The following is a 14247-nucleotide window of genomic DNA, read 5'->3' as shown; positions in this document are numbered from 1 at the left end:
CTTGGCTTCGAGGAAGCGCATTTAAGTGACAAAGGTCACGTAGACCGGTCTAGTTGCGCAGATTACAGCTTCTCGATTTGGAACTTCACATGAACTTCTGTAAAGTTTATTGAGGTTCGAGGGGGTCAGAGAAACAGACCGCCGCGAATCACGCGAAATGCGCCCATAGCTCAGCTGGATAGAGCGTCTGTCTACGGAACAGAAGGTCAGGGGTTCGAATCCCTTTGGGCGCACAAATGAAGACCCGCACCGGTTCGCCGGTGCGGGTCTTTTTCTTTCCCCTGCGTACTAACCCGAGCACCCAACCAGGTCGCAGTTGTGCGCGTTTTGAGCCCGGCAAAGTCAAGTGGTGGGAGCAACGCTGGGGTTTAGGCCGCTGTTTGTAGCAGCTGGTTGAGTTGGTTCGCTGGGGTACTGAGGTTGAGAGTGGGTCTGGGTCTGCGGTTCAGTTTTGCCGCGACGAGCCGTAGGTCTTCGGCGGTGTGGACTGAAAGGTCTGTGCCTTTTTCGAACCAGAACCGCAGGAGCCGGTTGGTGTTTTCGTTGGTGCCCCGCTGCCAGGGCGAGTGCGGGTCGCAGAAATACAGGGTCGTTTCGAGGGCCGTCTGGATTTTTGCGTAGTCGGCCAGTTCGGTGCCGCGGTCCCAAGTTATCGATCGGCGCAGGTGATCCGGGAGGGAAGCCATTTCCCGGATCATCGCCGCAGCAACGGTTTCTGCGGTGTGGTCCCCTGGCAGGTGCAGCAGGATCGTGAACCGGGTTGAGCGTTCCACCAGGGTTCCGATAGCGGTGCCGTTCGTTCCGATGATCAGATCACCTTCCCAATGCCCGGGTACTGCCCGGTCTTGGACCTCGGCGGGGCGTTCACTGATCTTGAAGGCCTCTTTGTACGGGCTGTTGGCGCGGCGGTCAGTGGTGTGGGGGACGCGTTGTTTGCGTTTGAGGCTGAGCTTTTCGGCCAGGTCCGCCCGCAGGTTCCCGCGGGTTTGGACGTAGAGGGCCTGATAGATCGTCTCGTGGCTCACTTGCATAGTCTGATCGTCGCTGAAGTAATACGCCAACATCGAGGAGATCAGCTTCGGGCTCCACCCGTCATCCATCCAGAGGGCAATCAGCCGGCACAAATCCTCTTCCTCAACCAGCTTCAAGGGCTTGGGTCGGCGCCTGTTCTGATGCGCTTTGGCGTGAGCGGCCGAAGCGTAGTACCTCCCGTCCGCGGACGTGTGTCGCTTGACCTCCCGCCAGACCACGGACTTGTCACGACCGATAGCCGCACCGATCTTGGCGTAACTGAGCCCCATCCCCACACCCATCTGGATCATGCCCCGCTCTTCCAGGTTCAAAGCCCGGCCAGGACCCGTAGCTGACGGCGCAGGATCGGCAAGACCCCCAACAGCACCTCTGTTCACACTCATCATCAGGCCAGACTGCGCCCACCAATTCGCCCCGGACTTATGAACCGCGCCGACACGCCGTGCAGCACTGCGAACAGGCCACCCGGCACACACCAAATCAACAAACTCCCTGCAGGCATTCAGAGAAAACACTTTGACCACGAGACGCTCCATCAATCAGAGCGTTGCAACGACCCTATGACTTTGCCCCCGCTAAACGCGCACAAATGCGACCTGGTTGGGTGCTGACGGCGTAGGTAAAGGCACGACGGCGGCGCCCGGGTCAGGTGCCTTGCCTTGCCGTCGGCGGTCCGCGGGGTTAGGGCCCGTCGCTCCGCGGGGTTAGGGCCCGGCTCTCCACGAGGTCAGGGCTCGAAAGGCGTTGGCGGCGTATATCCCCGGCGGCGTGCCCCGGGGACCGGCTGGACCGGCGGAGCTTCTCCCACAACGTTCGTCAGCGTCCCAAGTCGCTCCACGGTCAAGCTCACAACATCCCCAGGCACAAGCGCGGGCGGCGTCAGGGAACCCTGCCAGCCCCAGAATTCCGCCAGACACCCGCCACCACTGGTTCCAGAGCCCAGGATGTCCCCGCGCCGGACCCAGGTTCCCCTGCTGGCGTAGGCCACCAGCTCGGGGAATGACCACGCCATGTTGGCCAAGGAATCGGCAGCCAGGACCTCCCCGTTGATGGCCACTGACATGGCCAGCTTCAAGAAGCCATCCGAAACAACATCCGCCAACTCATCCTTGGTCACAAAGAGCGGCCCCAAGGACGTCGCCGTGTCCTTGCCCTTCGCCGGACCCAGCCCAACCGTCATCTCGGCACGCTGGAGGTCCCGGGCTGACCAGTCATTGAGGATCATGTACCCGGCGATGTGCTCCTCTGCTTCCTCCACGGACAGGTTGAACCCGTCTTTTCCGATGACTGCCGCCACCTCAAGTTCACAGTCGAACTGCTGCGATCCCGGCGCCACCGGAACCACACCGTTGTGACCTATTGCGGCATGCGGGTTGGTGAAATAGAACGCCGGAGCCTCAAACCACGCCGGAGGAACGCCCTTGTCCAACGCCACGGAACGCAATGCGCCAACCGTATGCTGCTCGAACGTGATGAAGTCCCTGATGGAGGTCACATCAAAGGGCGGCAGGAGTTCGGACCCCAAATCCACAGCATCACCGGACGGGACAGTCCAAGGCCGTTCCAGGACGTCGAAAACGTTCAGCCCCTCCTCCTCAAAAAGCCGCCCCGCAACCAAGGTGTCGTCTGCCAGCCCGAGGCGCGGAACGCCGTCGTGCATTAACCGGAAGAACTTCACGCCACGGCCTCGTCATCGAGAATCGCTACCGCCCGGGTCCAGCCGGCGGAGGCACCGTGGATTTTTACGGGGAAGCAGGAGATCCGGAATCCGGTACTGGGCAGGACCTCCAGATTGTGCAGTTTCTCGATGTGGCAGTAGCCGATCTCCATACCGGCCTTGTGGCCTTCCCAGATGAGGGAGCTGTCGCCGGTCTCGATGTACCGCTTGGCCGTGTGGATGAAAGGAGCGTCCCAGCTCCAGGCGTCGGTGCCCGTAACCCTGACGCCACGGCTGGTGAGGAAGAGTGTCGCCTCCCGACCCATGCCACAGCCTGTGGAGAGGTAGTCGTCCATGCCGTACCTCGAGCCTGCGGCCGTGTTGACCACCACGATATCCCCGGGTGCCAACTCGTGGCCGATCCTTGCAAGTTCAGTCTCGACATCTGCCGCAGTGGCGACGTATCCGTCGTCCAACGCGCGGAAGTCGAGCTTCACTCCCCGGCCGAAGCACCATTCCAAGGGGACTTCATCGATGGTGATGGCCCGGGCTCCGCCATCCATTGTGGAGGCGTAGTGGTATGGGGCGTCCAGATGGGTACCCGTATGGGTGGTTGCCGTTACCCGCTCGATGGCCCAGCCTTCTTCGCCGGGCAGATCGGCCTCGCCCATGCCGGGAAAGTAGGAAACAAGATCCTTCGCAGTTTGCCTGTGCGTGAAGTACTGGATTTCCGGAGTGAGTCCCGGCGGGTCGGAGGCGATGTTCGCCTTAAGGCTGACGGAAAGATCTATGAGCTTAGGCATGGTGCGCCGGTTCCTTCTGTTCGTTGTGGATAGCTTGCGGAGCAGCGCCCGTCCGCGGCAGGAAGAACATGAGCGCCCCGCCTGCAAGGAACACCGCGCCGGAAAGGATGAGCCCTGATGAAAAGCCCCAGGAAGCGGCGATTCCTCCCATCGCCAACGGCGCGAACGCTGCGATGCCACGGCCGATGTTGAAGCAGAATCCGGCCCCCGTCGTACGGATCCTGGTGGGGTACAGCTCGCCGAGATAGGACCCGAAAAGGCCCGCGAAGGTCATGAAGAACGCGTACAGCGGCCCCATCCAGAGCAGGACTGATTGGTTGGTGACCAGTCCGTAGAGGGGAATCAGGAGTCCGGTGCCTGTGAGGGAGAGGATGATCGCGTTGCGGCGCCCGATCCTGTCCGCCACCCAGCCGAAGGCGAGATAGCCAAGGAACATCCCCAGGTTCAGGATGGTCATGAACACGCTCACTTGCCGGGGATCCAGACCGCGCTCCGTTGACAAGTAGCTCGGCATCCACGTCGACGCACCGTAGAACCCCACAAAGGCGCAAACAGCCACGAGGGTGGCGATGATGGTGCGTCGCCGGTACGGACCCGTGAACAATTCCCTGGTGGTCACGTTGCCGGATTCGCCCTCGACGGCGGAAAGCCGCACCGCGCGCTCGTCCAGCCAAGCCTTCGACTCGGGAAAGAAGAACACCACCATGAGCAGCGGCAGCAACGCGGACAGGCCCGTCACCAGGAACAACAGCCTCCAGTCCGGCATGAATACACCGGCGACCAAGGCTGCAGTGGCTCCGCCGAGAGGGTACGCCGCCAGGACGAACGCAACAGCCCGGCCACGCTGCGATGGAGGCCATGACTCCACGATGTAGGTCGACAGTACGGACCATACGCCGCCGAGCCCGATGCCGGCCAGGAAGCGGAGGGCCACGAAAACCCCGTAGTTGGGCACGACGAACAGGGCGGAGGTCAGTGCCACAAACACCGTCATGGACACGATGAGGGCAAGCCGACGGCCCCGGTTATCGGCCAGCCATCCCGTAATGACGCTGGAGCAACCCATGCCCAGGAGTGTTGCGGTTGCCAGCAGTCCCCCGGCTTGGGGCGTCAGGCCCAGCTCTTTGGTAATGGCCGGGAGGGCGAAGGAGAGCACAGCGATTTCGAGGGCATCGAAGAGGTAGATCACGAATGACCCAAGGAGGATGAACCATTTGGTTCCACGTCTCATGGTGGAAATCCCTTCTGAAGCGGGCAACGGTGCCCGACGCGAAACAGAACTTATACACCCGTTCAGTTTCTGTTGGGATAGAATTTATACATCCATTCAACTTGTGTCAATGGATGCCGGGCAAGGCGAGATAGGGTGGAGCGCATGTCCACAGAAGTGCAGGGAAACACCGCGGGAACGCGCAGGCGGGAGCAGATCCTGGATATCGCCGTCAGGATGTTTGCGGACCGCGGCTTCGAGGCGACTACCATGCGCGCCGTCGCGGAAGAGATCGGAACGACCGCTCCGCTGGTGATCTACCACTTCGCCACCAAACTGGATCTCTACAGGGCCGTGTTCGCCCGCTACCAACACCTCAACGAGGAGCGCCGCAGGGAGGTCCTCGGGGTGGACACCTCAGCCCCGGATGCCCTTGAGAAAATCGTCGAAGCCTTCCTCCTGCCAACGTTGAAGGCCCAGGAGACCCCGGACGGCAAGCTTTTCGCGCGTCTGGTCCTTCGCGAGGCTTCGGATCCCGCTGCCTACGAGCGCGGCATCCTTGCCGATTACTTCGACCCCATGGCCCGCGACTTCATCAAAGTGATGCGCCAGGTCCTCCCTGACAAGCCCGCAGGGTTCCACGAGTGGGCCTACCTGTTCGGCGTCGGTGCATTGACGGGCACGGCCCTCCCCCATCGGATCGCCGCGCTCTCTGACATCGGAAACATCAACGATTTCCGGTACGACTACCTTCGCGCGGTCCTCGTGGCCGGTTGGCGCGGCACCCCACCCAAGTAGGTCGCATTAGTGCGCGTTTTGACGGCTCAAAACGCGCTTAACTGCGACCCAGTTGGGTGACGGGGGCGGGAAGGTGACGGGCGCGCAGAAACGGAAGCGGCCGCCGTCGCACTTTGGTGAAAAGTACGACGGCGGCCCTTGTGTTGGGTGCGTTACTCGCCCACGGCTTCGCTGATGCGGCGGCGGATGCCGTCGAAGTGGCGGTTGAGGAGTTCAGCAGCCAGGACCTTGTCTCCCTTGGCGACGGCCGCGTAGATGTTGCGGTGGATCGCCGCAGTTTTCACCAAGTCCTCATTACCGGCACCGATCTCCACGTGGATCTTCCGGTAGACCTTCCAGAAAACGCCCATGAGGTTGATGAGCAGTTCGTTGTTGAGGGGTTCGAAGAGGCGGCGGTGGAACTCTGCGTCGGCTGCCACGAAGTTCTCCCCGGCGGCGGCAAGCTCTTCCATTTGCTTGACGGATTCCTCGATGGAGGACAGCTGCCCGGGGGTCATGACGTCGATGGAGGAACCAATCAGGCCGGATTCCAGTGCCTGGCGGACGTCCACGAGTTGCAGTGCTTCGAGGCCCTGGTGGCGAAGGGACAAACGGCCGCGGAAGGTGAGTCCGTCGGCGAGCGCATCGAAGTTACTGGGGGCGACGAACATGCCAAAACCATGCCGGATCTCAATGACGCCAAGCGCCTGCAGAACCTTGAGGGACTCGCGCAGGGTGTTCCGGCCAACGCCAAGGGCTACTGACAGTTCGCTCTCCGTCGGCAAAGGATCGCCCGCCTCAAGCTCGCGCTCAAGGATCAGCTCCATAATGTCCGACTGCAACGCACGCAGCCGGGCCTGTGCGCTGAACCGCGCCTGCGGAACCACACCGGAAGTTGTCATGGCGCTCTCCTTGCCAAGGCACCCGTGAGCCGGCGGTGCCGGGCAGGTGCGGTGTTAATATTGAGGCGAGCTTAGTGCCCACCACAGAATGACTGACTCGCAACATACAATATCGGATGTCCCATGTCCTTGATAAGTATGTCGCGGGAATTCGCAGGAATTCCCGCCAATGCTGCCTTTGGCCATTGATCGCTGACCAGGGGCACGCCCTCCTTGCACCGAATCTCGCTTGACGTTCCGTTGTGACCGCCCTTACAGTTTCACTACGAGCATCGGACGTCCTACATCCGATAACCCACATAACTCGAATGGTGAGGCACCCTATGAGCAAGACGATCAACAGCCTGCCGCTGGTCAACGACGCCAGCCGCCGGAACTTCCTGAAGCTAAGCGGCGCAGTTGGTGCAGCGGCCGCCTTCACGGCAACCCTTTCTGCGTGCGGCGGTGCTGCCAGCACCACCACGAGCAACCAGAACAACACTGCAGCAGTCAACAAGGACCTCATCATCGAGGCGGGCATCTCCTACGCCCTCTCCACGGGTTTCGATCCGCTGAGCTCCTCCGGCGCAACGCCCATGGCAGCCAACCTGCACATCTTCGAAGGCCTCATCGAACTGCACCCGGCTACGCGTGAGCCGTACAACGCACTGGCCGCGGCCGACCCCAAGAAGCTCAACGACACCACCTACCAGGTGACCATCCGCGACGGCGCCAAGTTCCACGACGGCTCCCCCGTCACCACAGAGGACGTAGCCTTCTCCTTCACCCGAGTGATGGACCCGGCCAACAAGTCCCTGTTCTCCCAGTTCATCCCGTTCATCCAGGACGTCAAGCCGGTGGACGCCAAGACGGTGGAATTCACCCTCAAGTACGCCTTCCCGGGCTTCGGGCCGCGCATCTCCGTGGTCAAGATTGTCCCCAAGGCTCTTGCCACGGACCTCAAGGCCTTCGACGCCAAGCCGGTGGGTTCCGGCCCGTACAAGCTGGTCTCCGCGGTCAAGGACGACAAGATCGTGTTCGAGGCTTTCGCCGACTACAACGGCCCCAAGCCTGCGTTGGCCAAGGGGATGACCTGGCTGCTCCTTTCGGACGCCGCAGCCCGCGTCACCGCCGTCCAGTCCGGCCGGGTCCAGGCCATCGAGGACGTTCCCTACCTTGATGTCGACGGACTGAAGTCCAAGGTCAAGGTTGAGTCGGTCCAGTCTTTCGGCCTGCTGTTCCTGATGTTCAACTGCGCCAAGGCTCCGTTCGACAACAAGCTGGTCCGCCAGGCCCTGCACTACGGCCTGGACAAGGAAGCCATCATCAAGAAAGCCCTGTTCGGCAATGCGAAGGCCGCCAGCTCCTACTTCCAGGAAGGCCACCCGGACTACGTCAAGGCCAAGAACGTCTACGGCTACGATGCTTCCAAGGCCGCGGACCTGCTGAAGCAGGCCGGCGTCACCAACCTCGAATTCGAACTCCTGACCACGGACACGGCATGGGTCAAGGACGTTGCGCCGCTGATCCTCGAATCCTGGAACAAGATTCCCGGCGTCAAGGTCACCGTCAAGAGCCTCCAGTCCGGCGCCCTGTACAGCGACCGCGTGGGCAAGGGCGACTACTCGGTCGTGGCCGCCCCCGGCGATCCTTCTGTCTTCGGCAATGACGCGGACCTGCTCCTGAGCTGGTTCTACTCCGGCTCCACCTGGATGGGAAAGCGCGCCTTCTGGACCGCTCCGGAGCGCACCAAGCTGCAGGACCTCATGAACAAGGGTTCACAGGCGTCAGGCGACGACGCCAAGAAGACGGTGGGCGAGATCGTGGACCTGGTTTCCGAAGAAGTTCCGCTCTACCCGATCTTCCACCGCCAGCTGCCCAGCGCCTGGGACGAGAAGAAGCTCAACGGCTTCAAGCCGCTGCCCACCACGGGCCTGTCGTTCGTCGACGTCGGACGTACCGCCTAGGCGGTCCCCCAGACCTTTGCGGGGCCCGCTGAACGCGCTAAAACCCCCACATAACGCGCACAGCGGGCCACGCAAACCCCTATCAACCGGAGAACAAATTGGTCACGATATTGCGTCTGCTCGGCCGCAGACTTGCAGCATTGCCATTGATGATCCTGGGCATCACGTTGCTCGTCTTCCTCGTCCTGCAGGCCGCACCCGGCGACCAGGCCAGCTCGGCCCTCGGTGACGGCGCCAGCGAAGAAGCCAAGCAGCAGTACCGCCAGGACAACGGCCTCAACGATCCGCTCATCCTGCAGTACTTCCGCTTCCTCGGAAAGCTGCTCCAGTTCGACCTCGGTGTCACCACTCCCCCGGCAAAGTCGGTCGCTTCCATGATCGGCTCGGCCTTCCCGCTGACGCTGCAGCTCACGTTTCTGGGTGTCCTGATCGCCATAGTGGTATCGCTCGCGTTCGGCATCGTCGGCGCTCTCTACCGGGACAAGTGGCAGGACCAGCTGGTGCGTGTCTTCTCGATCGCCGCAATCGCTACGCCGTCGTTCTGGCTCGGCATCCTCCTTATCCAGTGGTTCGCACTCGGCGAGAACCCGATGTTCCCCTCGGGCGGCATTGCGACGCCGGAATCCGGCTTCGGCGGTTGGCTTAACTCGATGGCCCTGCCGGCCCTGGCACTCGGCATTCCGGTGTCAGCCTCGCTGATCCGCGTTGTCCGGACATCCATGGTGGAAGAACTCGACCGCGACTACGTCCGTACCGCCATCGGCAACGGAGTGCCTTACCGGGAGGTCGTCTCCAAGAACGTGCTCCGCAACGCCCTCGTCACTCCGGTGACCGTGCTGGGACTTCGCGTCGGCTACCTGCTGGGTGGCGCCGTCGTGATTGAAATGATCTTCGCCCTGCCCGGCATGGGCCAGCTGATCCTCAACGGCATCACCAACCTGGACGTCAACCTGGTCCAGGGTGTGGTGCTCACCATCTCGGTCACCTTTGTTCTGGTGAACATCGTGGTGGACCTTCTTTACCTGCTCATCAACCCCCGAATCAGGACGGTATAGCTCATGCGCAGCAAGCTCGCAGAACGGCTAAGCGCCCCGGGCCTTCGTTTCAAGGCCTTGCCTTGGGGATCCCGTATCGCCCTGCTCTTCCTCATCATCATCACCCTCGCGGCCATTTTTGCGCCGGTCCTTGCACCGCACGACCCGCTGGAGACCTTCATCCCGGCAACTCCCCCGGGCGCCGAACACTTCTTCGGAACGGACCGCCTGGGCCGCGACATCTTCTCGCGCCTCCTCTTCGGCGCACAGTCCTCGCTCATGATCGGCCTGGGCGCTGTTGGCCTGGCGATCCTGGTGGGCGCCCTCCTGGGCTCCTTCGCCGCGACGTCCAGCAAGTCGGTCAACGAGATCATCATGCGGATCATGGACATCCTCATGGCCTTCCCGGGTATCGCCCTGGCCGCCGTGCTGCTGGCTGCCTTCGGCAACTCGGTCCCGACCATCATCATCGCGATCGCCATCATCTACACGCCGCAGCTTGCCCGGGTGGTCCGTGCCAACGTCCTGGCCCAGTACGGCGAAGACTACGTCCGTGCCGAGCGCGTGATCGGTGCCGGCCGGTTCTACATCCTGGTCAAGCACATCGTCCGCAACACGGCGGCTCCGGTGCTCGTGTTCGCCACGGTCATGGTGGCCGACGCCATCATCCTGGAAGCCTCCCTGTCCTTCCTGGGCGCCGGCGTGCAGGATCCCGCTCCGTCCTGGGGCAACGTGATTTCCTATGGCCGCAACCTCGTGTTGTCCGGTGGCTGGTGGGCCACCACGTTCGCCGGCCTGACGATCCTGTTGACCGTCTTGTCCCTGAATATCCTCGCCGAGGGCCTCACCGACGCCATGGTCAACCCGAAGCTGCGCAAGGCTCCGGTAGTGAAGGACGACGACGGCTCCTCCGCTTCCGTGGCCGTGGACACCGAGGTTGCCACATCAGTCGCGCAGCCTTCCGTAGTTGAGGAGCACGAGCTCGACGGCGTCCGCGCGGCTTCCGGACTCAGCGACGCCGATGATCGTGGCCAGGCAGCGGTGCTCACCGATGTGCGCCTGGCCGCCACCAACCCGCACGCACTCCTGGACCGTGAACTGGAACTCCTGGCCTCGATCGAAGCGAAGCGCACCGACCGCCTTCCGCAGGTCCCGGCAGGCGCACGCACTGTCCTTGAGGTGAAGAACCTGTCCATCCGTTTCCCCGGACGATTCGGCGACATCCCGATCGTGGACAACGTCTCCTTCACGGTCCGGGAGGGCGAGACCATGGGTCTGGTTGGCGAGTCCGGCTGCGGCAAGTCCATTACCTCCCTCGCCGTCATGGGTCTGCTGCCGAAGACTGCCCAGGTGACTGGCTCCATCGTCTTTGACGGCAAGGAATTGCTGGATCCCAAGTCGCAGCACAGCAACCCTAAGGCCTACGTGGGCCTCCGCGGTGAGCAGATCGCCATGGTCTACCAGGATGCGCTGAGCTCCCTGAATCCCTCCATGAAGATCAAGGAGCAAATGGAGCAGCTCACCAAACGCGGCGGTCGGAAGACTCCCGCCGAGCTGCTGGAAATGGTCAAGCTGGACCCCGTCCGGACGCTTGCGAGCTATCCCCACGAGCTCTCCGGTGGCCAGCGCCAACGCGTGCTCATTGCCATGGCTTTGTCCCGTTCACCAAAGATCGTCGTTGCCGACGAACCCACAACCGCGCTGGATGTCACGGTCCAGAAGCAAGTGGTGGACCTGCTCAATGAACTCCGCGAACAACTCGGCTTCGCCATGGTTTTCGTCAGCCACGACCTCGCATTGGTGGCCTCCCTGGCCCACCGCATCACGGTCATGTACGCCGGACAGGTAGTGGAGTCCGCCCAGGCATCGGAGCTGCTGCAGAACCCCAAGCACGAGTACACCCGGGGCCTCTTGGGCGCAGTACTCTCCATCGAAGCCGATGCTGCCAGGCTGCACCAGATCCCCGGCACGGTACCCTCCCCGCGCGACTTCGCCTCCGGGGACCGCTTCGCCGCCCGCTCTTTGCGGGCGGACGCCGACCCCAACCAGAAGCTGGTCCTCACATCGGTTGCCTCCGCGAACGGGAACGATGCCGACCACTACTGGGCGAGCCACCTGAAGGAGGACGCGAAGTGAGTTCCACACCAGTCATAGAGCTCAAGGACGTCAAGGTCTACCACAGGGCACGTACCGGCGGATTGTTCCGTCCCAACATCGTCAAAGCCGTCGACGGCGTGGACTTCACTGTCAGCCGTGGCGAAACGATCGGCATCGTCGGTGAGTCCGGCTGCGGCAAGTCCACCCTGGCGTCAGTGCTCGTGGGACTCCAGCCGCCGACGTCGGGACAGGTCTTGTTCCACGGCAAGCCGGCCATCAAGCGCAACGCAGCCATGCGACGGGACTTTGGCCGCTCGGTATCGGTGGTGTTCCAGGACCCGTCAACTGCCCTGAACCCCCGCATGACCATCCAGGACATCCTCACCGATCCACTCCAGATCCACGGCATCGGAACGGCCGCAAGCCGGGCCGCCAAGGTCAAGGAACTGTTGGCGCTGGTTGGTTTGCCGCAATCGGCGGCGGAAGTGACGCCGTCGCAGGTTTCCGGCGGCCAGCGCCAGCGTGTGGCGATCGCCCGTGCCCTGGCGCTGGACCCGGACATCATCGTGGCGGATGAACCGACGTCGGCCCTGGACGTTTCGGTACGCGCTCAGGTGCTGAACCTGCTCTCCGACCTGAAGACCCAGCTGAACCTCGGCATGGTCTTCATCTCGCACGACATCCAGACCGTCCGGTACGTCTCGGACCGCATCTGCGTCATGTACTTCGGCAAGATCGTCGAGCAAGGTTCAGCCGCGCAGGTCTTCGACAACCCCGGCAACGACTACACCAAGAAGCTGCTTGGCGCCGCGCCCAGCCTGCTCCACATCTAGCTTTTCCTTTCACCAGTTACCAACAACGGAGATTTCTGTGTCCACTCAGTTCCAGGGCGTCATTCCCCCGGTCATCACCCCCCGCCACGCCGACGGCAGCCTCGACACCGCGTCGTTGAAGAACGTCACCAAGCACCTGATCGACGGCGGTGTGTCCGGACTTTTCGTGCTGGGATCCTCCGGCGAAGTCCCCTACCTCACCAATGAAGAACGCGAGCTGGTGGTCACCACCATCGCCGACGCAAACGCCGGGGCCGTCCCGCTGATCGTGGGCGCCAACGAGCAGACCACCAACCGCGTGATCGAGGAAGCCCGCAAAGTGGTGGACCTCGGCGCGGACGCGATCGTGGTCACGTCCATGTACTACGCGATCGGCAACGTCGCGGAAACCGAGACGCACTTCCGCAATATCCACGAAGCCATCCAGAAACCGATCTTCGCCTACGATGTGCCCGTCCGCACCCACTTTAAGCTGCCCACCGACCTCCTGGTCCGCCTTGGCCGCGATGGCGTGATTGCCGGCGTCAAGGACTCCTCCGGTGACGACGTGTCCTTCCGCCAACTGCTCCTTGCAGCCCGGGAAATCCCGAACTTCGACATCTTCACTGGCCACGAAGTGGTGGTGGACGGCGCGCTCCTGGGCGGGGCGCAGGGCGTAGTTCCCGGCCTGGGCAACGTGGACCCGGCGGGCTACCGTCGTCTCTTCGACGCCGCGCAGGCCGGCGACTGGGCTCTCGCGGCAAGGGAACAGGACCGGCTGGCCGACGTCTTCGAGATCGTCTACACCCCGGGCGGCCGCGTCTCCGGTGGTGCCGCCGGCCTGGGAGCTTTCAAGACGGCGCTGCAGGTGATGGGCGTTATCGAGTCCAACACCATGAGCTCGCCGATGCTGTCCCTGAACGAGTCCGAGACTGCCGCGATCCGCGAAATCCTGGAACGCAACGGACTGGTCTGACCTCTCGTGACCGCTCTCCTGGCCCAAGCGACCCACGTGATCGGCGTTGACCTCGGCGGCACCAAAACTGCCGCCGGGGTTGTCTCCCCATCAGGTGACGTGCTGGCCTCGGACACCATTCCGACGCTCAACCGTGCCGGTGGCGAAGCGATCCTTGATGCCACCGCAACGCTGATTATGGGCTTGGTGGAACGCGCCGCCGACGCCGGACTGACCGTGTCCGGCGTCGGCGTCGGTTCCGCAGGGGTCATCGACGCTGCTGCCGGAACCGTTGTCTCGGCGACCGACGCCATTCGCGGCTGGGCCGGGACGGTGCTCGCCGGTGGCTTGTCCTCGCGGCTCGGGCTGAACGTCCGCGCCGTCAACGATGTCCACGCCCACGCCCTGGGCGAAGCCCTGGCTCGGTGCCGCAGCCGGTACCTCGAGTTCGCTCATGGTGGCGTTCGGGACGGGCGTTGGCGGGAGCTTTGTCCTGCACGGTTCACCCGTACTGGGGCACCGCTTCGTCGGCGGGCACGTGGGGCATTTCGCTTCACCCTATGCCGTAGTCAACGGGCAGCCCCTGCCCTGCGTGTGCGGCTCGGCCGGGCATGTTGAGGCCATCGCTTCCGGACCCGCCATCCATGAGTCGTTCCTGCGCTTCGGCGGTTCGGCTTCGGCTGCGCCCGATACGCGGGCGGTGTTTGGGCTCGTTTCCGGAATCCACGACGCCGGTGCTGCCGCCGCCTCCGAGGAAGACGTCGCCGCCGCGCGGGCGGCCGTCGAACTCGGTGCCCTGGCCGCTGGCCAAGCGGTGGGTGGACTCACCAACATCCTCGACCCCGAAACTGTGGTCATCTCCGGCGGGCTCGCCGACGCCGGGGAGCTGTGGTGGAAACCGATGGAGACCGCCCTCCGCCAGGAATTGCTGTCGCCTCTGGTTGGCGTACCCGTGGTACCGGCAGCCCTCGGCAACACCGCAGCCATTGTGGGTGCCGCGAAACTCGTTCTCAGCTAAGGAA

At 63.1% G+C, this 14247-nt stretch carries 10 protein-coding genes, 1 tRNA gene and 2 pseudogenes; 8 read left to right on the top strand and 5 right to left on the bottom strand.

Features of this window, described 5'->3' with window-relative positions:
• Positions 1-159: 159 nt before the first annotated feature.
• Positions 160-233 (top strand) — tRNA-Arg (locus ACUYMZ_RS04965).
• Positions 234-368: 135 nt separating this feature from the next.
• Here the strand turns inward: ACUYMZ_RS04965 and ACUYMZ_RS04960 are convergent.
• The 4 genes and pseudogenes from ACUYMZ_RS04960 to ACUYMZ_RS04945 all read right to left on the bottom strand — a co-directional run bounded on the left by ACUYMZ_RS04960 (position 369) and on the right by ACUYMZ_RS04945 (position 4723).
• Positions 369-1534: pseudogene (locus ACUYMZ_RS04960) on the bottom strand (IS30 family transposase).
• A gap of 225 nt (positions 1535-1759) precedes the next feature.
• Entirely contained in the window at positions 1760-2710 is a 951-nt protein-coding gene (locus tag ACUYMZ_RS04955) for a fumarylacetoacetate hydrolase family protein (RefSeq protein ID WP_481602301.1), read from the bottom strand.
• Positions 2707-3492 (bottom strand): cyclase family protein, encoded by a 786-nt coding sequence (locus ACUYMZ_RS04950; RefSeq protein WP_481602300.1) that lies wholly within the window; start codon positions 3490-3492, stop codon positions 2707-2709. Before ACUYMZ_RS04950 ends, ACUYMZ_RS04955 begins: the two co-directional genes overlap by 4 nt.
• Positions 3485-4723 carry an MFS transporter gene (locus ACUYMZ_RS04945; RefSeq protein WP_481602299.1) on the bottom strand — a complete coding sequence of 413 codons (1239 nt, stop codon included), beginning with the start codon at positions 4721-4723 and terminating at the stop codon, positions 3485-3487. Before ACUYMZ_RS04945 ends, ACUYMZ_RS04950 begins: the two co-directional genes overlap by 8 nt.
• A 144-nt stretch (positions 4724-4867) precedes the next feature.
• Between ACUYMZ_RS04945 and ACUYMZ_RS04940 the strand changes: the two genes are divergently transcribed.
• The gene (locus ACUYMZ_RS04940) at positions 4868-5500 is read left to right on the top strand and encodes a TetR/AcrR family transcriptional regulator (protein ID WP_426006013.1); all 633 of its coding nucleotides are present in this window, start codon (positions 4868-4870) and stop codon (positions 5498-5500) included.
• Between the two features lie 152 nt (positions 5501-5652).
• On the opposite strand, the gene ACUYMZ_RS04935 is transcribed toward ACUYMZ_RS04940, so the two are convergent.
• Positions 5653-6381 (bottom strand): FadR/GntR family transcriptional regulator, encoded by a 729-nt coding sequence (locus ACUYMZ_RS04935; RefSeq protein ID WP_426006012.1) that lies wholly within the window; start codon positions 6379-6381, stop codon positions 5653-5655.
• 323 nt (positions 6382-6704) lie between these two features.
• Here ACUYMZ_RS04935 and ACUYMZ_RS04930 point away from each other — a divergent pair, with 323 nt between their 5' ends.
• The 6 genes and pseudogenes from ACUYMZ_RS04930 (at position 6705) to ACUYMZ_RS04905 (ending at position 14243) form a co-directional block, all read left to right on the top strand.
• Positions 6705-8327, top strand: a complete 1623-nt coding sequence (locus ACUYMZ_RS04930; protein ID WP_481602298.1) for an ABC transporter substrate-binding protein — start codon at positions 6705-6707, stop codon at positions 8325-8327.
• A 98-nt stretch (positions 8328-8425) separates the two neighbouring features.
• Positions 8426-9382, top strand: coding sequence for an ABC transporter permease (locus ACUYMZ_RS04925; RefSeq protein ID WP_481602297.1), 957 nt, complete (start codon positions 8426-8428; stop codon positions 9380-9382).
• A 3-nt stretch (positions 9383-9385) separates the two neighbouring features.
• A complete protein-coding gene (locus ACUYMZ_RS04920) occupies positions 9386-11497 on the top strand; it encodes a dipeptide/oligopeptide/nickel ABC transporter permease/ATP-binding protein (protein ID WP_481602296.1) in 2112 nt (703 codons plus the stop codon).
• Entirely contained in the window at positions 11494-12291 is a 798-nt protein-coding gene (locus tag ACUYMZ_RS04915; RefSeq protein WP_426006009.1) for an ATP-binding cassette domain-containing protein, read from the top strand. Before ACUYMZ_RS04920 ends, ACUYMZ_RS04915 begins: the two co-directional genes overlap by 4 nt.
• A 37-nt stretch (positions 12292-12328) precedes the next feature.
• A complete protein-coding gene (locus tag ACUYMZ_RS04910; protein WP_481602295.1) occupies positions 12329-13246 on the top strand; it encodes a dihydrodipicolinate synthase family protein in 918 nt (305 codons plus the stop codon).
• Positions 13247-13252: 6 nt separating this feature from the next.
• A pseudogene (locus tag ACUYMZ_RS04905) lies at positions 13253-14243 on the top strand (ROK family protein).
• Positions 14244-14247 lie beyond the last annotated feature (4 nt).

The organism is Arthrobacter sp. T572, from assembly GCF_056780115.1.
This window is presented reverse-complemented; position numbering and strand designations above follow the sequence as displayed.